We start from the raw sequence: 25,321 nt of genomic DNA, 5'->3' as shown, positions 1-25,321 counted from the left end.
TTTTAGACTGCACTTCGAGGATTCTGCAACCACTCAGTTAAGCGATGCCGTTTTCGTCGCACCTGTAAATTCGTCGGTATTGAAGAAGGTATAAGAAAGCGTAATCGTGCGAATGTCCGCAGCGTTGCGTTCTTCTTCCATGGCAGGGTCCACGAAAAAGATAACTGGCAGCTTCTTCGTTTCGCCCGCTTTGATGATTCGTTCTTCAAAGCAGAAACATTCAAGCTTAGAAAAGAACCGCCCAGCTTTGTGCGGCGTGACATTGTAGCTGGCAATAACACTGACATCGCTCGCTGATGTGTTCGTCACCTCATAAAAGGCGAGGCTGTGCGCACCGAGCTGAACTGGCAATTCTGTTTGCGAGGCTTTGAACTTAAGCGGCGCGTTTGCGACATTGGCATCAAACCGCACCGTGACTTCGCGCTCGCTGATTCGGGTCGGCGCCTGCTGGGCGATTTGAGTCGTACCGCCAAAGCCGGTGATCCGACAAAAAGTGTCGTAAAGTGGCTTAGACGCGAAGGCGAGCCCGAGCATGAACAGCGCGCCAAGCGTTGCAAGAATGGCGATCCGCGAATTATTCATCACTGGCGTCCTGCGTTTCAGCCTGTGCGGCCTCTTCGGCGCGCATCGCGTCATATCTGGCTTCCGCATCGCGATCGGCTTTCTCTTTCTCCGCCTCATCGAGATAGCCAGAGAAATAAAGGCGATCGCCGCCTGAAAAGTCTGTTTCCTGGATGCGGAGGGCGGTTGAAACGCCGACAATCACCACGAACCCGACCAAGGCCAGGGCCAGCCACGCATTCCGGCGCTTTTGGGCTTTTAGCTGCAGCGCTGCGTGCTCTTCAGTGGGCGTTTGTGTTTCAGTCATCAGAGACCTCCGATGGGGAAGTATAACCCGAAACCATGCTCAATGATGAGTGCGGCAAAGAGGCCGAACAAATACAAGATCGAAAAAGCGAACATGCCCATGGCGAGTTTGCGCTCAGCGTCGCCAGCACTCGTATTGCCCGCCTCACTGCGCCAAACTTTCACAGCGAAATAGATGAAGGCCAGGGTCAGCGCACCGCCAATGATGCCATAGATAAGACCACCCAGTCCGGTCAGCAAAGGCGCAAGCCCCACCGGGGCCATGATCACCGTGTAGAGTAAGATCTGATTGCGGGTGGCTTTGGCCCCGCTGGTCACCGGCAGCATTGGCACGCCGGCTTTCTCATACTCTTTATGCGCAACCAGGCTGAGCGCCCAAAAGTGCGGCGGCGTCCAGAAGAAGATGATGGCAAACAAGATCCACGCATCAAGGGGTGTGTTGCCAGTGACAGCGGCCCAACCAATGACGGGCGGAAAAGCGCCTGCGGCCCCACCTATGACGATGTTTTGCGCGGTCCGACGCTTGAGCACCATTGTGTAGAACCAGCCATAATAAGCGATTGAGAGCGCAAGGAGTCCCGCCGCCAACACATTCGATGCAATCCACATCAGCAGCACGGAAACCGCAGACATGATCAGGCCCATGGTCAAAGCTTCGTCCTTAGGAACGGCTCCAGATGGGATCGGGCGGGTTGATGTCCGCGTCATCACCGCGTCAATGTCGGCGTCATACCACATATTGATCGCGCCAGCGGCACCAGAGCCGAGCGCAACTGCGAAGATCGCCACGGCGGCTAGAACTGGATTAACCTCCTGCCCTGTCACACCTACCGCCGCGACCAGTCCCGCCAGCGCGGTGAACACGACTAGCATCATGATGCGCGGCTTCATCAGCTCAACATAATCACGGGCAGTGGCGAATTTGGGGGTGGCAGGCTGTGCAGTCATGTCGACGGACATAGTACGTTTTCTTTCGCTGTCCTATGGAAACGGCCCTCTGCGCTGTTTTGCGCAAAGGGCCGCCCGTTTTTCAGTTCCGGGCTGGCTTAGTGGCCGCCCTCAGTTTTCACCACTGGAAGTTCGTTGAACTGGTGGAATGGCGGTGGGCTTGGCAGCGTCCACTCGAGCGTCGTGGCGCCCTCGCCCCAAGGATTTGCGTCTGCTTTGCGACGGCGGATCATAGATTCGACCATGCCAAAGAAGAAGAGCAAGGTTGCAACCATCGACAGAGCATAACCCCAAGACGAAACATTGTTCCACAGAGCGAACGCTTCAGGATAATCTACATAGCGCCGCGGCATACCGTTCAGGCCAAGGAAGTGCTGCGGGAAGAAGATCAGGTTCGAAGCGATGAACATGGTCCAGAAGTGCATATAGGCGATGAACTTATTGTATTTCAGACCGAACATCTTCTCGTACCAATAGTACCAACCGGCAAACAGACCGAAGACCGCACCGAGCGACAACACATAGTGGAAGTGCGCAACCACATAGTAAGTGTCGTGCAGCGCATGGTCGATGCCCGCATTCGCAAGCACAACGCCGGTTACGCCACCAAGCGTAAACAAGAAGATGAAGCCAATCGCCCAAACCATTGGTACTGAGAAATCGATAGATCCGCCCCACATGGTGGCAATCCAAGAGAAGATCTTAATCCCCGTCGGAACCGCGATCACCATGGTCGCCGCAACGAAATAGGCCTTCATGTCAGACGGCATGCCAACGGTGTACATGTGGTGCGCCCACACGATGAAGCCGATCGCGCCGATAGAAACCATCGCATAGGCCATGCCGAGATAGCCAAAGATCGGCTTCTTGGAGAAGGTCGAGACGATGTGTGAGATGATGCCAAAGGCCGGCAAAATCATGATGTACACTTCTGGGTGACCGAAGAACCAGAACAAGTGCTGGAACATGATCGGGTCACCGCCGCCGGACGGGTCGAAGAATTGAGATCCAAAGTTCCGATCGGTCAGGAGCATGGTCAGCGCGCCCGCTAGGACTGGAAGCGCGAGCAGAAGAAGAACTGCTGTCACCAGAACAGACCAGGCAAAAAGCGGCATTTTGTGCAGCGTCATACCCGGCGCGCGCATGTTCAGAATGGTCACGATAAAGTTGATCGCGCCCAGGATGGAAGCAATACCAGCGGTGTGCAGAGATAGGATCAGAAGATCCATAGACGGGCCTGCATGGCCTGCTGTGCTTGAGAGTGGCGGGTAAAGCACCCAGCCGCCGCCAAAGCCGTTGACGCCATTACCGCCTGGGACGAGGAATGAGATCATCGCAAGAACGAAGGCGATCACAGTCAACCAGAAGGAAATATTGTTCATCCGCGGGAACGCCATGTCCGGCGCGCCAATCATCAGCGGCACGAACCAGTTCCCAAAACCGCCAATCAAGGCGGGCATGACCATGAAGAAAATCATGATCAGGCCGTGATACGTAATCACGACATTGTAGAAGCTTTTCGCCTGCTCAATCGCCTGCTGACCGGTTGTTCCATAGAGAACTTCCATAAGACCTGTAAGCGGGCCAATTCCAGGTTCTGCGAGTTCCAACCGGATAAGACCAGAAAGAGAATACCCTACAACACCTGCAACCAGGGCAAATACGAGGTAAAGCGTACCGATGTCTTTATGGTTGGTCGAGAAGAACCAACGCGTGAAGAAACCTGGCTTGTGATCGTGGTCGTCGTGGCCGTGAGCAGCAACTTGATCCATAGGCATGATCTAAATCCCTCTCTTACTCGACCGACGCGAGACGGGTAGTCTCATCCATCGGATCAATAACTTGCACCAGCTCTGTCGCGGCATCGACATCGCCAGTTTTCATAACTTCAATCCAGCGATCATACTGATCTTGCGGCACCACGCGGACTTCAATTGGCATGAAGGCATGGTTCTTACCGCACAGTTCCGAACACTGACCGTAAAAGACGCCGGTTTCTTCCACCAAGAACCAGCCTTCGTTCAGGCGCCCAGGCACCGCGTCGGTTTTGACGCCAAAGGCGGGCACGGTCCAAGAGTGAATCACCCGGTCAGACGTGGTCTGGTAGCGAATGTAGCGATTGACTGGAATCACCATTGGATAATCGGTCGCGAGATAAAGCGGCTTTTCCGGTGTTGGTGCTGGATCGCTTGGCAGGCCAAAATGGATGCCGTTTGAAACATATTGGATCGGATACCCGTCCGCATCGACTTCATCCATATAGTAATAAGTCCAGGCCCAGTTTCCCATGCCTTCGGCTTTGATCGTGATCCAGCCTTCTTTGGCCGCATCAACAAAAATGTTTGGGTCATCCAAGTCGCCGCTCTGAGCAATGGCCGCAAGATCCGGCTCATTCTCCTGATAGAATAGGTTCGAGAATGATGGCCCAGCAATCAATACGAGAATGATGACTGGAACAGCCGTCCAGATTATCTCAATCGTCGTGTTGTGGCTAAATTTGCGCGGCTCAGGATTGGCCCGCTTATTATAGCGTATGCCAACCCATATCAGTAGCGCGAGTACGAAAATTGTAATCGGAACAATGAACCAGAGCAGGTAATTATGGAAATCGTTCACACGCTCCATAATCCGCGTTGCTGCGGGTTGAAATCCAATCGCACCAGGGGTCGGCTGTCCGACTAATTCTTGTGCTAATGCCGATCCTGACATCAGCGCCGCAGAAATCCATGCAAGAACGTAACGCAAGAGTCACTCCATCCAATCTTGGCTGCAGCCATATATACGGGAAAGCCGGAGGTCCAGCCAATACAACCAGCTCTTATAAAATGTCGCAGTCTGTCGCTAATCCTACGATATTAGTGTATGGTTAAGCCAACAAAGCAGGAGATATGTTATGAGACTGAAGCTCATCGTCGCTGCAGCAGCTATGGCGCTTGCCGCAGAAACCGCGTCCGCACAGGTATTTGTCATTGGAAAGGGACTTGGCGGCGAATGTTATCAGAAAACCAAAGATCGCTATTCAAGCTTCCGGGCCTCTGACGAGATTTGCACGCGCGCCCTCCGCGAACAGGCCATGACGCGCAAGAATCGCGCTGCCACTTACGTGAATCGTGGTGTGCTCCGGATGCGCGAAGGCAAATATGAGCAAGCCCTCGCAGATTATGCCGATGCCGTCGAGCTAATGCCGAATCTCGGCGCCGCCTATCTCAATGAAGGCGCTGCGCATATTTATCGTAAAGACTTCCAACTGGCGATTGCGCCGCTGGACCACGCGATCGCGCTCGAATCACCTGATCTCTTCGCGGCGTACTACAATCGCGCGATTGCCCGCGAAAACAGCGGTGATGTCGCTGGCGCCTATTATGATTTTCAGAAATCACTCGAACTAAAGCCGGGCTGGGAGCTCGCAGAACGCCAGCTGACCCGATTCTCTGTGGATTCCGCCGGATAATCTAATTGTTGTCACCGGAGCGCTTGATCCAGCGCTCCGGCAACGTCAAATACAGGTCATGACCTATACAGACCTGCCTTTTGACACCCAAGACGCCGCCAAAATCCTCAGTGAGGCTGCCTCTGGCGCCGATGATGGCGACATTTACGTTCAACGCTCGCGCTCAGAAGGCTTCGTATTTGACGATGGCCGCTTAAAATCTGCGACCTATGATACAAGCCAAGGTTTCGGAATGCGCGTCGTGGCGGGCGAAGCGAGCGGAAACGCTCATTCAGGTGAGCTTTCCATCGAAGCGATTCGCCGCGCTGCTGAGACGGCACGGCAAGCCAAACGCGGCCATTCAGGAACGCTTGATACCGGCCCTATTCCGTCCAACCGTCAGCTCTATAAACCAATCGACCCGACAGAATCCCCTGACTTCACCGTTAAGACCGGCCTCCTTGCAGAAATTGATGCCTGGGTCCGCGCGAAAGATCCGCGCGTTGTGCAAGTCTCTGTTTCTCTCGCTGGCAGCCATGAGCAAATCGACATCCTGCGACCCGCGGGAGAAACCTTTCATGATGTCCGTCCGCTGGTGCGATTGAATGTGTCTGTGACCCTCGAGCAAAACGGACGTCGCGAATCAGCCTCAGCTGGCGCGGGAGGCCGCGCGGCCTATGATGAGTGGATCACACCTGAACGGTGGCAAGGACTTGCGACACGCGCGCTCCGCAAAGCCGAGGTCAATCTAGACTCAATCCCTGCCCCCGCAGGCGAAATGGAAGTTGTGCTTGGGCCCGGCTGGCCAGCCGTCTTGCTGCATGAAGCTGTGGGTCATGGCCTTGAAGGCGATTTCAACCGCAAAGGGACCAGCGTCTATTCTGGCCGCGTCGGCGAGCAAGTCGCCTCAAAAGGCGTCACCATCATTGATGATGGCACCATTGACGCGCGCCGCGGCTCGCTTTCGGTAGATGATGAAGGCACGCCCACAAACCGCACCGTGCTAATCGAAGATGGCATCCTGAAAGGCTATATGCAGGACCGCCAGAATGCTCGCCTGATGGGGGTCGCCCCCACCGGCAACGGCCGGCGCGAATCCTATGACGCGACCATCATGCCCCGGATGACCAATACGGTGATGCTGGGCGGCCAAGACGACCCGCAAGAGATCGTCTCATCGATCAAAAAGGGTATTTGGGCCGTCGATTTTGGTGGCGGCCAAGTTGACATCACATCGGGCAATTTCGTGTTCCAGTGCACCGAAGCCTATTTGGTCGAGAATGGTAAAGTTGTTGCGCCGGTGAAAAACGCGACCTTGATCGGCCACGGCCCTACTGCGCTTAGCCAAGTTGAGATGATCGGCAACGATTTCGCCATGGATGACGGCGTCGGCACCTGCGGAAAAGCTGGCCAGTCTGTGCCAGTTGGCGTTGGGCAACCGACATTGAAAGTCGGCGGTCTTACGGTGGGCGGCGCGGGTTAAGAATCTGCTTTTTGCTCGCAGAGCTCCAGCGGCCGCGGGTCTTGGTCTTCGTCATATGGAGATCTCTCAAACGCGAATGTGAGTGGAAAAACAAGATTTGTACGTATCCTAGGAATTCCATTCACTCTGGCAGGATCGAAACGGGACTCCGAAACCGCCCTTTTGGCTTCAAAGCAGAATATGCGTCTGGTGCAGGACGGAGTTACGGCGAACGGATAGCCCTCTTCATCGACGCTAAATCGCACATCACAATAGCCTTCTAAGCCGAGCCAACCCGCAATCATCGGAAACTTCGCATTCGGCCATTCGAGAATTTGAGCGTCATTGGTTTGCGCGCTCAAAGCAAGCCAATTGCCACTAAGCATGAGCGCAGCGGCGATTGAGCTTCTGATCCCAAGTTTTTCCCCGAACCAGCGGCGAGTGTCACGCAGGCTTTTCACCAGAGGCCCGGAGTTCATCATCGAGCGAATCAACCAAGGCGGTATCGTGTTTCATCCAGCTCTTAATGATCGGAGAGATCAGGAGCATGAAAATACCAATACCCATCGCAACATAGGCGACGTTGGTGTAAACACTGACATAGGTCGCTTTAGCGGCAGCGACGTCCGTGATCTGCCCGCCAATCGTTTCAGCACCTGTTGTGCGGGCGATCACACCCGCCAGGTAATTGGAAAGGCCTGAATATAAGAACCAAGCGCCCATCGTCATGCCGACGACGCGCGCGGGAGCCATTTTGGTCACAGCAGATAGCCCAACCGGCGAAACCATGAGCTCACCCATGGTGTGCACCCAATAGATCAAGAAGATGAAAACGACCGCTGTCATTCCGGCACCCGACATCCCGATCCCAGCCACCAAAGACAGAAAGCCAAGTCCAGCCAAGAACACACCAATGGCAAACTTCACCGGTGTCGAGGGCTCCATGTTTCGCTTCGAAAGAGCCAACCACATCCACGCAAAAATCGGAGCAAAAACTACGATATATCCCGCATTCAAAGACTGAAAGACGGGGGTTGGAACGTTCCAACCGAACAATTCTTTGTCGACCAAGCGATCTGTGAAGAGCGTCAAAGAAGAGCCTGCCTGTTCGAACAGCGCCCAGAACGGGATTTGCGCAAGCACGAAATAGATCGCTGCGAACATGCGCTTTCGTTCACTACCTTTCAAAGTCATGAAGGCGTAAGCGACGAGACCGATAAACATCAGAATGCCAAGGCCTCCGACGAACCCGTCTGGGATGATTTCTGCATTCATCACGATCAGCATCGAAACGCCGATGACGAGCAGCGCTGCGAGATAACACGCGATCTCAACCGTAATTGGTCCCAAGAAAGACTTTTTCAAAAGCTCAGGGTTTGGCGCATCCGCTTTGCCATCAAGATATTTTTGTCCCCAGGTGAAAACGAGAAGACCAAACAGCATCCCAATGCCAGCAAGGCCAAAACCCCACTTCCAGCCATAAGCGATCCCAATCCAGCCAATGGTCAGTGTCGCGAGCAGCGAGCCAAGATTGATTCCCGTATAGAACAGGCTGAACCCAGAATCTCGGCGCGGATCGTCGTACTCATAAAGCGCCCCAACAATAGTTGAGATGTTCGCCTTAAGGTAGCCAACACCAGCAATAATAAGGGCCAGCGAGAGATAGAGAATGTTCGTATACAGGCTCTGTTGTTCGACCCGGGTCGTATAGTCGGGTTTGGCGATGGTTTGATAGACAGGCGCCGTCGTTTCGCGCTGACGGTCGGCAGTCTCGAGAATTTGCAGATCACCAGTGCCTTGCTCAAACACAACGCGGCGCAGGGCGCCGTCGACTTCAACGAATAGCTGGCGATTGTCGCCCCTGCCCTCATGTTGAATTTCAATCTCGGCGCCATTGGAGACGATGTACTCTTTTGAGCCACTGCCTTCGAAAGCCATACCCAAGTGTCCAAGACACAGCAGTATAGCGCCAAAGGTCACCGCTTTGCGCTGTCCCAAATACCGATCTGCGAGTGTCCCGCCGATAATCGTCATTACATAGACCAGCGCCGTATAGGCGCCGTACATGATCGAGGATTTCTCGTCAGAGAACAGAAAGTGCTGGGTTAGATACAGAATCAAAAGCCCGCGCATGCCGTAATAGGAAAAGCGTTCCCACATCTCGGTGAAGAACAGAATGGCGAGTCCTTTGGGATGGCCAAAGAAGCTCGTATCGCGCGGTTTTGCAGCGGTTGTGTCGGTCAAATAAGCCTCCCCGGCCTTATGATTAGATCTGCTTTACAGAATTTGTTTCAGACACAACCATGACGCCCCCGCGCACTCAAGTCACAAACTGCGCCCGATTTGATCGATTGTTGGTATCCCCCAACAAAAAACCCCGCAGCTTTTGCTACGGGGTTTCTTTGATTTTGAAGTGTGGTTGTGTCTCTTATTTAGAGACAGAGGCCACAACACCCGCGCCGACTGTGCGGCCACCTTCGCGGATCGCGAAGCGCAGGCCTTGGTCCATGGCGATTGGCTGGATCAGCTCAACGCTCATTTTCACATTGTCGCCTGGCAGAACCATTTCTTTGTCCGCTGGCAGCGTCACAACACCGGTAACGTCTGTTGTACGGAAGTAGAATTGTGGACGATAATTGGTGAAGAATGGCGTGTGACGGCCACCTTCTTCTTTCGTCAGAATATAGGCTTCTGCTTCGAACGTTGTGTGCGGGGTGATTGAACCCGGCTTACAAAGAACCTGACCACGCTCAACACCTTCACGGTCGATCCCGCGGATCAGAGCACCAATATTGTCGCCGGCTTGACCTTGGTCGAGCAGCTTACGGAACATTTCAACACCGGTCACAGTGGTTTTCTGTGTGTCACGGATACCAACAATCTCGACTTCTTCGCCAACTTTGACGATGCCTGTCTCAACCCGGCCGGTGACAACCGTACCACGACCAGAGATTGAGAACACGTCTTCCACTGGCATCAGGAAGTCCTGATCAATCGGGCGATCTGGCGTTGGGATATAGTCATCCACAGCCGCCATCAGTTCGATGATCTTGTCTTTACCGATATTGTCGTCACGACCTTCAACCGCCGCAAGCGCAGAACCAGCAATGATCGGAATATCGTCGCCTGGGAATTCGTAAGAGCTCAGAAGCTCACGGATTTCCATTTCGACGAGCTCGAGCAGCTCTTCATCGTCAACCTGGTCAACTTTGTTCATGAACACTGTCAGCGCTGGAACACCAACCTGACGGGCAAGCAGGATGTGCTCACGAGTCTGTGGCATTGGGCCGTCAGCAGCGTTCACAACCAGGATCGCGCCGTCCATTTGCGCCGCACCAGTGATCATGTTTTTCACATAGTCAGCGTGTCCAGGGCAATCAACGTGAGCGTAGTGACGGTTTTCCGTCTCATACTCAACGTGAGCGGTATTGATGGTAATCCCGCGCGCTTTTTCTTCTGGCGCAGAATCGATGTCCTCATAAGAGCGCTTCTCAGCACCCGTAACATCCGCCAGCACCATTGTGATCGCTGCGGTTAGCGTTGTCTTACCGTGGTCCACGTGTCCAATCGTGCCGATGTTCACGTGCGGTTTTGTACGCTCAAACTTCTCTTTGGCCATGCCAGGCCTCCTTTTCTCAGTGTCCGGCCCACCGGACGTTGGTCCTTTCTCAAAGCGGGCCAGAAGAGTCCCGTTGAAGCGCGCCACATACACATGCCCGCCGCAGGTTTCAAGCACCATTACTGCTGACATATGCGAACAAATTTACCACACACGGGAAAGCGCTTGACAAAGGCCGCCAATCTGAGGCCTAGCGTGCTGCCATGACGCAAGGATATGTCTTCGAGACCTTTGAGAACAAAGGCGCCTTACAAGCGGCCGCCGCCGAGTGGTTGGCAACCGCTTTAAAGGACGCAATCACCCGCCGCGGCAGTGCCGTATTTATGGGCTCAGGCGGCACCACACCCGGCCCCATATACGAAACCTTGTCAGAAGCTGATTTGGACTGGAACAGTGTCCATGTCGGTCTGTGTGACGAACGATGGGTGGATGAGACCCATCCCGCCTCGAACGGCGCCATGCTCGAACGCACGCTGCTTCAGAATAAAGCCGCACTTGCCAGCTACACACCGATGAAAGTTTCAGGCGATGATCCGTTTGCTTCCGTCGAGGTGGTGAATGAACTCTATCTGGAAGCAGGTTTGACTGATGTGATGTTGCTCGGCATGGGGCCGGATGCGCATACATTGTCTTGGTTTGCAGGCGGCAAGGGGTATGATCAGGCGGTCGATCCAGACACGACCTCTTTGGTGGCGGCTGTACGCGCCATTGAGAGCGACGTGACCGGTCCCAACTTATTACGGATGACCTTAACCCAGCCTTGCGTCGCCTATGCCCGCAATGTCTTGCTCCTCATCACCGGGGAAACCAAACGAAAAGTCTTTGAGACCGCGCCCGATGACGCGCCTGTTTCTATTGTGAAACGTGCGGCCGGTCAGGCGCTTACGGTTTTCTATTGCGATTAAGGGTGATTGTTCATGACTATTGAAAGGCTGAAATCTCTCGCCCAAAGTGCTCGAACGCAATCTCTGCGAGATCTAGCATCACGTTCAGATCAGTTGGTTGTCTCCGCGGCCGGATGGACTGCCGACACGTCTCGGCAATATGTAACGCCCGACGTGGATGCGGCACTGCTCGCCCACGCAAAGCAGGTTGGATTGGGCGCGGCGATCGATCGCCTCTTCAATGCCGAGATCGTCAATCCGTCAGAAGACCGCCCTGCCCTCCATTGGGCCTTACGCATGGCGCCAGAGAGTGACCTGACGCGAGCCGAGCATGACACGACGGTGCGCGCGCTCGCCAAAGCCGAGTCTCTGATTCGCGATCGGGCGTTCTCAGCCATCGTGCATATCGGGATTGGCGGATCAGACTTTGGCCCACGCCTGTACGCAGACGCCTTCGCGGACCGACAGCTGGAAGGGATCAATTTAAGATTTTGCGCGAATGTTGATCCACTCGACTTAGAACTCGCGCTGACAGGTCTCGCCCCCGAAAACACGCTGATCATTGGCATCTCGAAATCCTTCGGAACTGAAGAAACGCTCTACAATCTCGGCCGCGCGCGTACCTGGCTGGAATCGGCATTAGGCGCTGGCAAAGCGGCGGAGCATTTATTGCTGGTCACGGCAAATCCCGAGCGCGCAAGCTCATGGCTCGATGGCCGGGCGGCGACCACACTCGATATGCCGCTCAGCGTCGGCGGACGCTACTCTATCTGGTCGGCGGCTTCTGTCGCGGTGATGACCAGTTTTGGCGCGGATACATTTAGAGCCTTCCTTACTGGCGCGGCGAAGATGGACGCTCATGTGAAGTCCGCGCCGGTTGAAACCAATCTCGCGGCCCGGCTTGCGCTTCTAGACTATTGGAACACGAGCTTTCTTGGCTTCTCCTCGCGTGCGGTGCTCGCCTATTCCCGCCGCTTGCGTATGCTGCCAACTTATCTCCAGCAATTGGAAATGGAATCGAACGGCAAATCCGTTGGGCCTGAAGGCGAAGCAGCGCCGCTACCGACAGCCCCTCTGCTTTGGGGCGGCGAAGGCTCTGTTGGGCAACATTCGTATCACCAATGGCTGCACCAAGGCACTCACATCGTTCCCGCTGAGTTTATCTTATCGCCGGGCAGTCGCCGCGATACTGACGGTGTCGAAGCGCTCACCGCCCACGCCTTGGCGCAAGCCGAAGTCATGGCCAATGGACGGAGTCTTGCAGAAGTGCGCGCTGAAGAACCCGATCTTCCAGACCATATCGCCCGTCAAAAAGTGCACCCAGGTGGCCGCCCATCGATTTTCCTCAGCACACGCGAGCTGACGCCCGAACGCCTCGGCGCGCTGATCGCTTTGTATGAGCACCGCACCTATCTCGCCGGCGTTCTATGGGAGATTAACAGCTTCGACCAATGGGGCGTGGAACGCGGAAAGACCATGGCAACGCAGCTGAAGCCTGCTTTGCGCGGTGAGGCGAAAGCTGAAGACCCAGCGACACAACGGATTTTGGATCAGCTGTCTTCGGACCTACGATCTCAAATCGGTGCTAGGTCCATTACTGATGCAGGCGAGAGGGTTAAAACGCCCTAAGTAAGCCGTTGGCGGAAGTGCTTATTATGCGCAAATCTTGTGGAAACAGTTCAATGCGATGGCGACAGTGTCACGTCATTGTCGCGACACTGTCGTGTTCCGTCAGTTAGCTTTTTGTCATAAACTGACTGCAGTTAACGAGGCGGGACTAAATGAGTGTTCAAAAAAGAAGGTTAGAAAACGGCTGGTCCCAAGAGGAGTTGGCCCGGCATTCTGGCTTAAGCACTCGCACAATCCAGCGCATCGAAAGTGGTCAAAAACCCGGATTGGAATCGCTGAAATGCCTTGCTGCTGTATTTGAAACATCCATCAGCACTCTGGCACAGGAGCAAGCAGTGACCGAACACAATGGACCTGACCCCACCGAGAATATAATGCTCATGCAGATTGAACGTGAGGCAATCGAGTTCGCCCAATCCATCCTCATTGGACCTAAAAAAGGCTCAAATGACCCGCTCTCAAAAATCGAGAGACAAGCAATGGACTATGCTAAAAAGCTTGTTGCGAAGTTCGCACCTTAGCAGGGTTGAGCGCCCAAAACTCACCCAAGAACGGACGTTCCTTGAACGAGGCTTTGCTCAAAGGCCGAGATAACACTTTGCCAAGCATCATGCTTTGTTTCATGCTGCACAACGATGCAATGACGCGTGAGTCTCAAGGGGGGTATGAATGGCTGATCAGGTCAGCATATTGCAAGGCGTAGTTGAGGCCTCTCTCGTACTACTCGGCTTTTCAGGAGCAGTTGTTGCATTGGGCAAGACACCGCCGCGAGAATGGACAGGTGTAAATCGTATGCGAATTTGGACGTTGATCGGAGCGTCCATAACTCCATTAATCATCAGTGCAGGTTTGCTTGTCGCTATCTATGCAGAAGTTACCAATAAGCTCACCATGCAAATAGGTTCACTTATCACTGCGGCAGCGGTCCTATTCTTTGCGATTCAAATCTTGAGGTTGAACCTTAGGATACCGAAAGATGATCCAGATCGGATCCCGCGATTACTGTTGTTCTTTTTTCAAGCCACCGGGTACGCAGCTGCAGGATTGCTCATTTGGAATGCTTTTTTCGGGGCAGAGTTTTGGCCGATACTTTTGACACTTTTCCTCTCCCTCATACATGCCGCTCGTATGTTTGCCCGCTTATTGTTTAGACCGCTTTGACACGGAAAGCTGAGTCGTAAATTACTCGGCCAAAACTCGCCCCGAAATGGTCGCTCTTAGTGTCTGCATTGGGTCGATAGCGGGTGGTTCCAAAGTAGGCCCTCATCCTCAGCGAAGTCGAAGGATCAAGGGCCGTGCTTCCGGGGCGTTGCAGAGAGCACGCCTCGTCCTTCGACTTCGCTCAGGATGAGGCTTAGATAGAACGCTAGCTTCCGCCTTGAAGACCCATTTCCAAAATTCTGTGCCTAGAGTGAAAGCCTGCTCTGGCGATGGCTTTTTGCGCGGGAACATTCTCCATTTCAGTCGAGCACACAAGGCGATATCCGCGTTTCTGACCATCATGTCTCAATTGCTGGAGAATTTGTGTGGCTAGCCCCGCTTTACGGGCGACCGGCGCGACGATCATGCCGACATCTGCAACACCTGGCTGACTGGGACTCACGCGCAATTCGCCGGCGCCTATCATTTCATCCCCGCGCCAAACGCCAAACAATTCCTTCTTCGCGATGCGCTCCGCATAATAGCCTTCCAACCAGGCGCGGTTGGCGCCGATAGCGTCGAGAGCGAAGGCGATCGCGGTCTCTATTTCTGTCTGTTCGACGACCCGAAATTCCATACCGTCTGAAAACTGACCCGGCATCGCGTCGGTGCCATCATCCTCATACATCAGTGCGTTGACTTTGAGTGACGTCTGACGATCGAGACAATGGCTGAAATAGGCGGGCTCCACGGTGCTCACAAAGGCCTGCTTGAACGCGAACCGGTCCATGCAGGCTTGAAAACAGGGCTCAGAGGCGTGTGGGTCGAAGACTTGAAAGCCTAATAGCGCGTTTTGCTCATTCGTTCCGCAATAACCAACCGCATCGCCCCCGATTTTGATGTGCCAATGTTGGCCGCCTGCGAAGAACGCGTCCTCCCACATACCATCCAAAGGAGAGGCTAGCGTCTTGAGATATGCCAACCGGGCTTTGGCCACGTCTGAATAATTCGCTGAGGCAAATTCGATCATGACTCACTCAATCCCAATTTAAAAAGATGGATACCGCAAGAACGCCAAGGGCCGAGGCAACAATCGTCACCTCGGCCCCAAGTACAGCAATTACTGAAAATAGAAACGCGCCTATGCGATCTTATCAACCTGGGTGAAGTCCAAATCGACCGGCGTGGCTCGGCCAAAGATTGAGACGTTCACTTTCATCCGGCCCGTTTCTGGGTCGAACTCTTCCACAGTGCCTTCGAAGCCTTGGAAGGCGCCTTCGTTGACTCGCACTTCTTGGCCGATCTCGTAGACCACGGTTGGCTTTGGACGATCCTCGATTGGCTCGTCTGCCGTACCTAAAATGCGGTCGACTTCGCGCTGCGGGACCGGAAGAGGCTTCTTACCGCCATCGGCGCCCAAAAAGCCTGTGACTTTCGGCGTGTCTTTGACCAGGTGATAAATATCGTCGGTCAGTTTCGCTTTCATCAGCACATAGCCGGGGAAAAAGCGCTTCTCGATCGTCTTCTTCTTGCCGCGGACGACTTCAACGACTTCTTCAGTCGGCACTTCCAGGTCCTCGATCATATCTTCGAGACCTTTCATAGCCGCTTGGTCGCGGATCGCTTGCGCAACTTTCTTCTCGAAGTTCGAGTAAGCGTGGACGATGTACCATTTTGCCTCAGCCATGGGCCAAGCACTCCTTATTGTTCTTATGCTTTAAGCGCCGAGACCGGTGATCCAGCGGATAACCATGGCGATAAACTGATCTGACAGGAACAAGAATAAGGCGACGATAATCGACATCACGACCACCATAATGGTCGCTTGAATTGTTTCCGGCGTAGAGGTCCAAGTCACCTTGCGGCCCTCGGCTTCCACTTGGCGAGCGAAGGTAATCGGACCAACGCTTTTCTTTTTGTCCTTGTCGGCCATTCTCGTGCGTTCCTGACTTTTAGGGGTAATCCGGCTCCATACTGCGCATTTCTACGCTTGTGAAGTCACTTGGGTGCAAAGGGTGTTAAACGCAAGTTATTGCTGCCGCGGCTTTCCGAATTCAGGGATCGCGAGACCAGGGGTTTCAACCTCGATGGCGAACAGGCTACCGGCCATGGGCTGTCGATCGAGCGCGGCATCGCTCAGTCCTTCCCGGGCAGATGTAATATATAGCGTCTGCAAGCTCGGGCCGCCAAAGGCACAACTTGTCGGGCGCGACACGGGCAGCTTTATCACCCGGTCTATGTTGCCATCCGGGGCATATCGCACAAGCCGAGACCCGGCCCACTGCGCGCTCCACAAATAACCATCAACATCTACCGCCGAGCCATCGGGATAACACCCAGCCTCCAGCGTCGATGCGAACACCCGACGATTCGAAAGCGCACCGGTTTCAGGGTCATGATCAAAAGCGAGGATCATTTGTTCGGCGCTATCGCAGGTATAGAAGGTTTTGCCGTCGGGCGAGAATTCCATCGTATTGGTGATCGAGACTTCCGGAAGCCCAATGCGCTCGATGTTCAGATCAGGGGTCAGTTTGTAATACTGGCCTTCCGGAATGGGTTCGCTTTCATTCAATGTGCCGAACCACAGGCTGCCATCTGGAGCGATCCCAGCATCATTGGTTCGAAACCCTTCCGGCTCGTGAATATCTGCGACCTTTTCATAGCTTTCGGTCGCCGTGTCATAACGTCCGACTTCGCGATCACCGATCATGATTAAGCCGCCATCCGCCAAAGCAAGCGCACTGGCATGGACCGGGAGATCATAGCGACGTGTATTGCCAGTCTTGGGGTTGTGGCGATGAAGCTTTGCGCGCTTGATATCGACCCACCAAAGAAAGCCTTCTGAGGCACTCCACAAGGGTCCCTCCCCCAAAACACACCCGGTCGGGGCGACACATACTGCTTCAGTCACTTCGATTCTCCGGCGCCGGATCCGAACGCGATCTCATCGCACTTGCTGCGCTTGTCAATTGGGGCGTACAGACGCCTCCAATCCATTTAAGAACAATTCGACATCCGCGTCGAAACAGGCACCCAAATCTAGCGTTTGAAAGGAATAGACGCTCAATCGGATGAACTTTTTGTCGCAAAAGAGTGGCGACTCTGTTCTCAATGCTTATGCGCAAACCAGAACACCGAATTGGATAAAATGATCATGCCCGCCTCACCCCTCAAGCCTCCATACGATTTTGATGATCTATTGGAGATTATGAAACGCTTGCGCACGCCTGTGACGGGATGTGCTTGGGACCTTGAGCAGAGTTTTGAAACCATAGCGCCCTATACAATTGAAGAGGCTTATGAAGTCGCGGACGCAATTGAGCGCAACGATATGACCGATTTGAGCGATGAGCTCGGCGATCTGCTGCTACAAGTGGTATTTCACGCACAAATCGCTTCGGACGAAGGCCACTTCACTATTTCCGACGTTACCCAAGCGATCAGCGAGAAAATGGTCCGGCGGCATCCCCACGTCTTTGGCGAAGCAGCGCAACGGACCGCCGACGCCCAGACCGGCGCCTGGGAAGAAATCAAAGCCGCTGAGCGCGCGCAAAAGTCTGAACAAGACCCGAGCGCCCTATCAGGCGTCGCGCTCGCCCTGCCCGCTCTGATGCGGTCAGATAAGTTGCAGAAACGCGCCGCCCGCACCGGATTTGACTGGACCGACCCCAAAGACATTTTCAACAAGCTCGAAGAAGAAATGGATGAGGTCAAAGAAGCCATCGAAGAGGCAGACGAAGGCCATATCGAAGAAGAGGTCGGTGACTTGTTGTTTGTTGCCGTCAATCTCGCTCGCCGCCTAAGCGTCGATCCCGAAATCGCCTTGCGCAAATCTAATGCGAAATTCGAACGCCGCTTCCGAGCCATGGAAGCCAAGGCCGACGGGAAAGAAGCCGGATTTGCAACTCTGTCCTTGGACGATCAGGAGAAGCTCTGGCAGGCGGTGAAAGCGGATGAAAAGGCCTGATCCACTTAGGTTTTGTCTTCGATGCTCGTAAAAATGTGATCCAGCGTGTTCGACTTTTCGGTTGGGATCAGCCATCTTTTTTGCCACAAAATCCTTCAAAATCGGAGGGTGGCTGATGAAATTGTTGAATTCTATGATGGCGCGGTTCGTCAAAACGGGCACCTTGATCATCATTGATGCTGATGGACTCTCACACCAGCATGGAACTGGCGAAGACCCAAAATCTACGGTTCGCCTCAAAGATAAAACGCTATATCGCAAACTATTTCTCAATCCCGAGCTCTATGCCGGTGAAGCCTATATGGATGGGACGCTGGTCATCGAAGACGGCACGATCCGGGATCTTTTAAAGATCTTTGCGCTCAACCGAACGGGGCTCCGCGGGCATCCAATTCAAAAGGTTTTGAAGGCGTGGCTCAAGCGGATTCGTAAATGGCACCAACGTAATCCCGCGACCGCCTCACGAAAAAATGTGCAGCACCATTACGACCTCTCAAACGAGTTCTACAAACTCTTCCTCGATGAAAACATGCAATATTCTTGCGGCTATTGGCCGTCTGAAGACATTACATTGGAAGAGGCCCAAGAGCTGAAAATGGCGCATATCGCGGCCAAGCTGAACCTCAAGCCGGGGATGCGCGTGCTCGATATTGGTTGCGGTTGGGGTGGGCTTTCAATTTACATCGCTCAGAACTTTGATTGTCAGGTCGTTGGGGTGACCTTGTCCAACGAGCAATTGGCTCTTGGACAAGCGCGGGTCAAAGCTGCGGGTCTTGAGAACAAAGTGTCTCTGCGCCTGCAGGATTATCGCCATGTACAGGAGACCTTCGATGCGGTCGTCTCCGTCGGCATGTTCGAACATGTTGGCGTCGCTCATTATCAGGAATATTTCTCGGCCATTCGGGATCGATTGACCGATGATGGCTGCGCGCTTGTGCATTCTATTGGCCGAAAAGGCGGCCCGGGAACAACCGGCGCCTGGATCCGCAAATACATCTTTCCGGGCGGATACTCTCCTGCCCTCTCCGAAACCTTTGCCGAAATTGAGAAATCAGGCCTATGGGTCACCGATTGCGAGATCCTGCGGCTTCATTACGCCCACACGCTTTATGAATGGGACAAACGATTTCAAGCCAATCGCGACAAGGTCGCGGAAATGTTTGATGAAGCGTTCTGCCGGATGTGGGAGTTCTATCTAATTGTCTCTGAATTCACGTTTCGGCATGGCAAGCACATGAATTTCCAGATCCAACTTAGCAAAACGGTCGACGCCTTGCCCCTCGCACGCGATTATATGCTGGAAACCGAGCGCCTATTGGCCGGCTGAGATTAGCGCCGCCGCGCCGTGCATTTAACGCGACAAAACCCTACAAAAAACACCGGAGCTCTGATGAGCTCCGGTGCCTTGGCGTACGCCACGTCCCCCATGACGTGAAGTTGGGTCTTAGACCTTGTAGTACATGTCGAATTCGACAGGGTGCGGGTGGAGCTGAAGGCGCTCAACTTCTTCCTGCTTCAGTTCGATATAGGCGTCGATTTGATCGTCATCGAAAACGCCGCCCTTTTTGAGGAAGTCACGGTCGCCATCGAGGGCATCCAGTGCTTCAGCGAGTGAGCCACAAACTTGTGGGATCGCCGCGGCTTCTTCTGGCGGAAGATCATAGAGATCTTTGTCCATTGCGTCGCCTGGGTGGATCTTGTTCTCAATTCCATCAAGGCCAGCCATCAGTAGCGCTGCAAATGCCAAGTATGGGTTCGCGGTTGGATCTGGGAAGCGTGTTTCAATCCGCTTCGCCTTTTCACCGGTGCCGAATGGGATCCGGATCGAGGCAGACCGGTTACGCGCAGAATAAGCGAGCATAACGGGTGCTTCGAAGCCTGGAACCAAACGCTTATAAGAGTTGGTCGAAGCATTGGTCAGCGCGTTCAGAGCGCGAGCATGCTTAATGATGCCGCCGATATAGTGAAGGCAAGTTTCAGATAGACCGGCGTATTGATCACCAGCAAATGTCGGCTTGCCGCCAGACCAGATCGACTGGTGCACGTGCATGCCTGAACCGTTATCATCGAAGTAAGGCTTCGGCATAAAGGTCGCCGTTTTGCCATAGCTCGCCGCAACATTGTGGATCACATACTTATACAGCTGGAGATGATCCGCCATGGTGACGAGCGTGTTGAACTTCATGCCAAGCTCGTGCTGGGCAGGTGCCACTTCGTGGTGGTGCTTTTCTGGTTCGAGGCCAAGCTCGCCCATGACAGACAGCATTTCTGACCGCATGTCCTGTTCTGAATCGACTGGTGGGACTGGGAAATATCCGCCTTTAGGACCAGGGCGGTGGCCCATATTGCCCATCTCATACGACTTACCGGTATTCGCAGGCAACTCAGTTGAGTCGAAAGAATAGCCGGTCATGTGTGGCTCAGTATTCCAACGCACATCATCAAAGACGAAGAACTCCGCCTCTGGGCCGAAATATGCAGTGTCACCTACGCCAGTCGATTGCAGATAGGCTTCCGCTTTCTTCGCCGTCATCCGCGGGTCACGATTATAGGCCTGACCCGTGATCGGATCGAGAATATCGCACATGATCGCCAGCGTGGTTTGCTGGAAGAATGGATCAATCTTCGCTGTCGCCAGGTCTGGCGCAAGCGTCATGTCCGACTCGTTGATGGCTTTCCAACCGGCAACAGAAGATCCGTCAAACATTTGCCCGTCTGCGAAAAAGTCTTCGTCCACCATGCTCTTATCGAATGTGACGTGCTGCAGCTTTCCGCGGGGGTCTGTGAATCGAAGGTCAACGAACTCAACGTCGTTCTCCTTCATCATTTTCAATACACTATCGGCCATTTAGCCCTCCAAATTTTCCTGTCTAAAACCTTTTCAGCGCTATAGGGCGCCGTCTCCTGTTTCGCCTGTACGGATACGGACCGCTTCGCCAATATCCGAAACAAAAATCTTACCGTCGCCGATTTTTCCGGTTTGCGCGGCTTTTGTTATGGCTTCGATCGCGCCTTGCACGCTGGCATCCGCAACCACTGCCTCAACTTTCAGTTTTGGTAGAAAATCGACGACATATTCTGCGCCACGATACAGTTCCGTGTGGCCGCGCTGACGTCCGAAGCCTTTTGCTTCAACAACCGTCATCCCTTGAACGCCAACCTCGTGAAGCGCCTCTTTAACATCATCCAATTTGAACGGCTTAATGATGGCTTCGATCTTTTTCATACCCGCAACCCTTCCGATAGCTAACAACCGCTTCGGCATAGGCGGCCCCTCCTTGAAGGGCGATAGAGGAAAGACGTGTGAGCGCAGGGTTCGCAACACCTGCTCACTAATTGATCACGCCTGCTTCATTATTGTGCAGAACGCACTCTCAAAAGATGACGCATGCGTCATTGTTTCCTTTAACAAGGTCTGGTAAGAAGGACTGGAAAGCCAGCAGGAAAGACTGACATGCCGACCGCCGCCACCTATATTCATCCGGATCGCCCAATTCCACGTCGCCGGCCGCTTAAGGCGTGGAGGCATATGCAAAAGCTGATCGCGGACAAAGAAGATACTGCGCAGGTGTTTCACATCATAGAGGCCTTAAACGGCAAATCTACTCGTAAAGATTTTGCGCGCTTCATGCGGTCTGAAATCGGGCCAGATCTGCTTAATAAGCGGACATTCCTACCAGATATTCTTGATGATCACGCGCCCCTTAAAGCGCTGCCAAAAGGCTCAGTCGGTCGCGCTTATGTCGAGTTCATGGAACGCGAAGGCTTAACCGCGCATGGTTTGGTTGAAGAAAGCTTGCAGCAGCGCGCTCACCACGCCCAGTATGACGATGACCTCTTATGGTATTCAAACCGCCTTCGCGACACGCATGACATGTATCATGTACTGACTGGATATGGCCGTGACGCGCTCGGTGAAGATGCCCTGCTCGGCTATACACATAGCCAACATGGCGGACTGGGCGTCAGTTTTATCGCCTTTATGGGCAATCGTCAGATCGCCAAAGAAGCACCGAGAGAAGCGCGTGTGAAAGAAGTTCTGGCGGAAGGCCGGCGCAATGGCAAAGCCGCAAAACGGATCATCGATCAAGATATTATCGCCCTGCTCGATCAGCCGCTTGCCGAGGTGCGGGAACGTCTCAACATCAAGAAACCTGTCCTGTACCGGCAGGCGCTCGACGTCTTCAAAGCCTATGATCAAGATCCGCAGCTCGTCGCCGCATGATCTATCTAATACGCCATGGTGAGGCCGCCGCGAGTTGGGGCAGCCATCCCGATCCTGGCCTCTCAGAGACCGGTCGCGCGCAAGCCGATGCCGTCGCTCAGAAACTCCTAGCGGAACCGATTTCCCTAACCATCACCAGCCCGATGGCACGATGCCAAGAAACTGCTTCCTTTTTTGCGAATACCTCAGGCCTTGACTTGGCGATTGAGCCTGCCGTTACCGAAATCCCAACACCTTCGGATGTCACCGACCGGGTGCCATGGTTACGCGGGCTAATGTCAGGTGAGTGGAAAGACGCGCCAGATCTCGTTCGCGCCTGGCGGCAAGGATTAATCGATAAGCTCTCTGGCTTGCCGGACGGGACTGTCGTCTTCACCCATTTCGTCGCCATCAATGCAATTGTCGGTCATTTAGAAGGTACAAACACCGTGACCGTATTCCGCCCCAACTATTGCAGTGTCACGAAGATTCAGAAGCGTGATGGCGCGCTAAAGCTCGTCGAACGCGGCGATAGCCTCGAGACTAAAGTACTATGAGGAAAATGGTGGGCGGTAACGGGCTCGAACCGCTGACCCTCTCGGTGTAAACGAGATGCTCTACCAACTGAGCTAACCGCCCTTCCGGGACGCTTCCTTTGCCCCGTCTGAAGCAGAAAAGCAAGACGGCCACTGTCAGAAAAAACAGGGGCCGCTGAAGTTTTATGAATTGTGTTTAGTGACGAACAGACGCGCTGCCATCATTTGAAGATGGTCGCCCGGCAAGTGTCGCCGCCAGAGCTTCCTCGTCAGCTTCTGACCATTCAATCGGCGCCAGTGGACGCACCAATGCGCGCTCCAGCACTTCATTGATGTCAGACACTGGAATGATGTTCAGACTATTCTTCACATTTTCCGGAATGTCCGCGAGATCTTTCTCATTTTCTTCTGGGATCAGCACCGTTTTGATGCCGCCGCGAAGCGCTGCGAGAAGTTTCTCTTTCAGCCCGCCAATCGGTAGAACACGGCCGCGCAGCGAGATTTCGCCCGTCATTGCAACATCGCGGTGAACCGGGTTCGCGGTCAAAAGCGACACCATAGCTGTGGTCATAGCGATCCCAGCACTTGGCCCGTCTTTCGGCGTTGCACCATCCGGCACGTGGACGTGAATGTCCGTCGTGTTGAACGCGCTTGGCTTAATCCCGAGCATAACCGCCCGTGAGCGCACCAGAGATTGCGCCGCAGAAATCGATTCTTTCATCACATCGCGCAAGTTTCCGGTGACCTTCGTGTTGCCACGACCGGGCATCGAGACCGCTTCGATGGTGAGCAAATCGCCCCCGACTTCAGTCCATGCGAGGCCGGTCACGCCGCCGATTTGGTCTTCCTCATCGGCGAGGCCAAAGCGGAACTTCCGAACGCCGGAATAATCAGCCAGATTCTCAGGTGACATAACAACTTGGGTGACGCCATCATTGCCAAGTTCTCGGACCGCTTTGCGCGCAAGTTTGGCGAGCTCTCGCTCCAGAGACCGTACGCCCGCTTCCCGCGTATAATAGCGCAGCAAGTCGCGGATAGAGTCCGATTGGACCACCCATTCCGTCTCTTCCAACCCGTGATCAGCACGGATCTTCGGCAAGAGGTGACGCTCGGCGATCTCCAGCTTCTCATCCTCGGTATAGCCAGCGATACGGATGATCTCCATCCGGTCCAGCAAAGGCTGAGGCATGTTGAGGCTGTTCGCTGTCGTCACGAACATCACGTCTGAAAGGTCATAATCGACTTCCAGATAATGATCATTGAAGGTCGAGTTCTGTGCAGGATCGAGTACCTCAAGCAGCGCCGCAGACGGATCGCCGCGATGGTCCATGCCCATCTTGTCGATCTCATCCAGCAAGAAGAGCGGATTGCCCGTCTTAGCTTTTTTGAGGCTTTGAATGATCCGGCCTGGCATCGAACCGATATAGGTCCGGCGGTGGCCGCGGATCTCGCTTTCATCCCGTACGCCGCCAAGAGACACGCGCACGAAATCGCGTCCGGTCGCTTCCGCGATCGACTTACCGAGAGAGGTCTTACCAACCCCAGGAGGACCAACAAGACATAGGATTGGGCCGCGCAGTTTGTTCGTCCGCTTTTGGACGGCAAGATACTCGAGGATCCGTTCTTTGACTTTTTCCAACCCATAGTGGTCGTCATTCAGCTGCTTTTCAGCGGCCACCAGATCGGTTGAGATGTCTTTGCGCTCGTCCCACGGCAGCGCCAAAAGCCAGTCCAAATAGTTCCGTACAACCGTCGATTCGGCTGACATCGGGCTCATCTGGCGAAGCTTTTTGACTTCTTGTTCGGCTTTGGTGCGGGCTTCTTCAGAAAGACCGGTCTCTTTGATCTTATCTTCGAGTTCAGCGACCTCGTCGCGTTCCCCTTCGCCCTGATCACCCAGCTCACGTTGAATGGCTTTCATTTGCTCATTCAAATAATATTCGCGCTGAGACTTCTCCATCTGACGCTTGACGCGGTTTTTAATCTTCCGCTCCATCTGCATCATGCCCATCTCGCCTTCCATCAGCGAGAGGACCTTTTCGAGGCGGTCTTTAACGTCGGAAAGTTCCAGCAGACCCTGTTTTTCAGACAGTTTCACCTGCAGCTGAGACGACACCGCGTCCGCCAGCTTTCCGGGCTCAACAATGTCCGAGATCGTGGAAACAGATTCAGGCGGGATTTTGCGGTTCAGTTTGGCATAGCTTTCGAACTGCTCCGTCACTGCGCGCATCAAAGCTTCCAGCTCGCTCGTGCTGGCATCGACCGGTTCGATCACGCCGATCTCAGCGACATAATAGTCGCCTTTATCCTCGAGCTCATTCAGCCGAGCGCGCTGACCGCCTTCGACCAGGACTTTCACCGTCCCGTCGGGCAATTTTAGCAATTGCAGGATCGTGGCTGTCGTTCCGACCGCGTGCAAATCGTCTGCGCTAGGGTCATCCGTTGAAGGATCCTTTTGCGCGACGAGCATAATTTCATTCTGGCCTTCATCGACCATTTCAAGGGCTCGCACAGACTTGTCACGGCCCACAAAAAGTGGCGCCACCATGTCTGGGAACACAACAATATCCCTCAGTGGAAGAACTGGGAGGGTTTTCGTCGTCATATCTGACTCCTTCAATTCAGGCCCCGCTCA

General features: G+C 54.0%; 24 protein-coding genes, 1 tRNA gene and 1 pseudogene. 10 read left to right on the top strand and 16 right to left on the bottom strand.

Annotation, left to right across the window (positions count from 1 at the left end):
• Window positions 1–33: 33 nt before the first annotated feature.
• From MY069_RS00445 to coxB, 5 genes are all read right to left on the bottom strand, one after another.
• Complete coding sequence (locus tag MY069_RS00445; protein ID WP_482795109.1) at window positions 34–582, bottom strand: cytochrome c oxidase assembly protein; 549 nt, start codon at window positions 580–582, stop codon at window positions 34–36.
• Complete coding sequence (locus MY069_RS00440; protein WP_482795108.1) at window positions 575–868, bottom strand: hypothetical protein; 294 nt, start codon at window positions 866–868, stop codon at window positions 575–577. The genes MY069_RS00445 and MY069_RS00440 overlap by 8 nt, the downstream gene beginning before the upstream one ends.
• Complete coding sequence (locus MY069_RS00435; protein WP_482795107.1) at window positions 868–1,827, bottom strand: heme o synthase; 960 nt, start codon at window positions 1,825–1,827, stop codon at window positions 868–870. The genes MY069_RS00440 and MY069_RS00435 overlap by 1 nt, the downstream gene beginning before the upstream one ends.
• Window positions 1,828–1,913: 86 nt before the next feature.
• Window positions 1,914–3,587, bottom strand: a complete 1,674-nt coding sequence (gene ctaD, locus MY069_RS00430) for a cytochrome c oxidase subunit I (protein ID WP_482796732.1) — start codon at window positions 3,585–3,587, stop codon at window positions 1,914–1,916.
• 22 nt (window positions 3,588–3,609) lie between these two features.
• Window positions 3,610–4,560, bottom strand: a complete 951-nt coding sequence (gene coxB / locus MY069_RS00425; protein WP_482795106.1) for a cytochrome c oxidase subunit II — start codon at window positions 4,558–4,560, stop codon at window positions 3,610–3,612.
• A gap of 148 nt (window positions 4,561–4,708) precedes the next feature.
• Here coxB and MY069_RS00420 point away from each other — a divergent pair, with 148 nt between their 5' ends.
• Together MY069_RS00420 and tldD are read left to right on the top strand one after the other, a co-directional pair.
• Window positions 4,709–5,266 carry a tetratricopeptide repeat protein gene (locus MY069_RS00420; protein ID WP_482795105.1) on the top strand — a complete coding sequence of 186 codons (558 nt, stop codon included), beginning with the start codon at window positions 4,709–4,711 and terminating at the stop codon, window positions 5,264–5,266.
• Window positions 5,267–5,324: 58 nt separating this feature from the next.
• Window positions 5,325–6,728 (top strand): metalloprotease TldD, encoded by a 1,404-nt coding sequence (gene tldD, locus MY069_RS00415; protein ID WP_482795104.1) that lies wholly within the window; start codon window positions 5,325–5,327, stop codon window positions 6,726–6,728.
• Here the strand turns inward: tldD and MY069_RS00410 are convergent.
• The 3 genes from MY069_RS00410 to tuf form a co-directional block, all read right to left on the bottom strand.
• Window positions 6,725–7,093, bottom strand: coding sequence for an energy transducer TonB (locus MY069_RS00410; protein ID WP_482796731.1), 369 nt, complete (start codon window positions 7,091–7,093; stop codon window positions 6,725–6,727). The genes tldD and MY069_RS00410 overlap by 4 nt on opposite strands.
• A gap of 58 nt (window positions 7,094–7,151) precedes the next feature.
• Entirely contained in the window at window positions 7,152–8,951 is a 1,800-nt protein-coding gene (locus MY069_RS00405; RefSeq protein WP_482795103.1) for a peptide MFS transporter, read from the bottom strand.
• Window positions 8,952–9,135: 184 nt separating this feature from the next.
• The gene (tuf, locus tag MY069_RS00400; RefSeq protein ID WP_482795102.1) at window positions 9,136–10,326 is read right to left on the bottom strand and encodes an elongation factor Tu; all 1,191 of its coding nucleotides are present in this window, start codon (window positions 10,324–10,326) and stop codon (window positions 9,136–9,138) included.
• Window positions 10,327–10,529: 203 nt separating this feature from the next.
• Here tuf and pgl point away from each other — a divergent pair, with 203 nt between their 5' ends.
• The 4 genes and pseudogenes from pgl (at window position 10,530) to MY069_RS00380 (ending at window position 14,000) form a co-directional block, all read left to right on the top strand.
• The gene (pgl, locus tag MY069_RS00395; RefSeq protein ID WP_482795101.1) at window positions 10,530–11,231 is read left to right on the top strand and encodes a 6-phosphogluconolactonase; all 702 of its coding nucleotides are present in this window, start codon (window positions 10,530–10,532) and stop codon (window positions 11,229–11,231) included.
• A 12-nt stretch (window positions 11,232–11,243) separates the two neighbouring features.
• Window positions 11,244–12,839, top strand: a complete 1,596-nt coding sequence (gene pgi, locus MY069_RS00390) for a glucose-6-phosphate isomerase (protein WP_482795100.1) — start codon at window positions 11,244–11,246, stop codon at window positions 12,837–12,839.
• A gap of 152 nt (window positions 12,840–12,991) precedes the next feature.
• Window positions 12,992–13,145, top strand: a pseudogene (locus MY069_RS00385) (helix-turn-helix domain-containing protein); the annotation flags it as partial.
• Between the two features lie 363 nt (window positions 13,146–13,508).
• A complete protein-coding gene (locus MY069_RS00380) occupies window positions 13,509–14,000 on the top strand; it encodes a hypothetical protein (protein ID WP_482795099.1) in 492 nt (163 codons plus the stop codon).
• A 205-nt stretch (window positions 14,001–14,205) separates the two neighbouring features.
• On the opposite strand, the gene MY069_RS00375 is transcribed toward MY069_RS00380, so the two are convergent.
• The 4 genes from MY069_RS00375 to MY069_RS00360 form a co-directional block, all read right to left on the bottom strand.
• Entirely contained in the window at window positions 14,206–15,009 is an 804-nt protein-coding gene (locus MY069_RS00375; RefSeq protein WP_482795098.1) for a GNAT family N-acetyltransferase, read from the bottom strand.
• A gap of 111 nt (window positions 15,010–15,120) precedes the next feature.
• Window positions 15,121–15,666, bottom strand: coding sequence for a transcription termination/antitermination protein NusG (nusG, locus tag MY069_RS00370; RefSeq protein ID WP_482795097.1), 546 nt, complete (start codon window positions 15,664–15,666; stop codon window positions 15,121–15,123).
• 30 nt (window positions 15,667–15,696) lie between these two features.
• Complete coding sequence (gene secE / locus MY069_RS00365; protein WP_482795096.1) at window positions 15,697–15,912, bottom strand: preprotein translocase subunit SecE; 216 nt, start codon at window positions 15,910–15,912, stop codon at window positions 15,697–15,699.
• Window positions 15,913–16,008: 96 nt separating this feature from the next.
• Entirely contained in the window at window positions 16,009–16,890 is an 882-nt protein-coding gene (locus MY069_RS00360) for an SMP-30/gluconolactonase/LRE family protein (RefSeq protein WP_482795095.1), read from the bottom strand.
• 243 nt (window positions 16,891–17,133) lie between these two features.
• Here MY069_RS00360 and mazG point away from each other — a divergent pair, with 243 nt between their 5' ends.
• Together mazG and MY069_RS00350 are read left to right on the top strand one after the other, a co-directional pair.
• Entirely contained in the window at window positions 17,134–17,946 is an 813-nt protein-coding gene (gene mazG, locus MY069_RS00355) for a nucleoside triphosphate pyrophosphohydrolase (protein WP_482795094.1), read from the top strand.
• A gap of 115 nt (window positions 17,947–18,061) precedes the next feature.
• On the top strand, window positions 18,062–19,273 hold the full coding sequence (locus MY069_RS00350; protein WP_482795093.1) for a class I SAM-dependent methyltransferase: 1,212 nt from the start codon (window positions 18,062–18,064) through the stop codon (window positions 19,271–19,273).
• Window positions 19,274–19,390: 117 nt separating this feature from the next.
• On the opposite strand, the gene glnA is transcribed toward MY069_RS00350, so the two are convergent.
• Both glnA and MY069_RS00340 read right to left on the bottom strand, forming a co-directional pair.
• The gene (gene glnA, locus MY069_RS00345; protein WP_482795092.1) at window positions 19,391–20,794 is read right to left on the bottom strand and encodes a type I glutamate--ammonia ligase; all 1,404 of its coding nucleotides are present in this window, start codon (window positions 20,792–20,794) and stop codon (window positions 19,391–19,393) included.
• A 39-nt stretch (window positions 20,795–20,833) separates the two neighbouring features.
• Entirely contained in the window at window positions 20,834–21,172 is a 339-nt protein-coding gene (locus tag MY069_RS00340) for a P-II family nitrogen regulator (protein ID WP_482795091.1), read from the bottom strand.
• Window positions 21,173–21,400: 228 nt separating this feature from the next.
• Between MY069_RS00340 and MY069_RS00335 the strand changes: the two genes are divergently transcribed.
• Both MY069_RS00335 and MY069_RS00330 read left to right on the top strand, forming a co-directional pair.
• Entirely contained in the window at window positions 21,401–22,171 is a 771-nt protein-coding gene (locus MY069_RS00335; protein WP_482795090.1) for a Coq4 family protein, read from the top strand.
• Entirely contained in the window at window positions 22,168–22,707 is a 540-nt protein-coding gene (locus MY069_RS00330; RefSeq protein WP_482795089.1) for a histidine phosphatase family protein, read from the top strand. Before MY069_RS00335 ends, MY069_RS00330 begins: the two co-directional genes overlap by 4 nt.
• 6 nt (window positions 22,708–22,713) lie before the next feature.
• Here the strand turns inward: MY069_RS00330 and MY069_RS00325 are convergent.
• Together MY069_RS00325 and lon are read right to left on the bottom strand one after the other, a co-directional pair.
• Window positions 22,714–22,789: transfer RNA gene (locus MY069_RS00325), tRNA-Val, on the bottom strand.
• Window positions 22,790–22,882: 93 nt separating this feature from the next.
• Complete coding sequence (gene lon / locus MY069_RS00320) at window positions 22,883–25,291, bottom strand: endopeptidase La (RefSeq protein WP_482795088.1); 2,409 nt, start codon at window positions 25,289–25,291, stop codon at window positions 22,883–22,885.
• Window positions 25,292–25,321: the final 30 nt, after the last annotated feature.

Source organism: Hyphomonas sp. ske169, assembly GCF_056850855.1.
The sequence above is the reverse complement of the archived record's forward strand: the minus strand, read 5'-3'. Positions and strand labels throughout refer to the sequence as shown.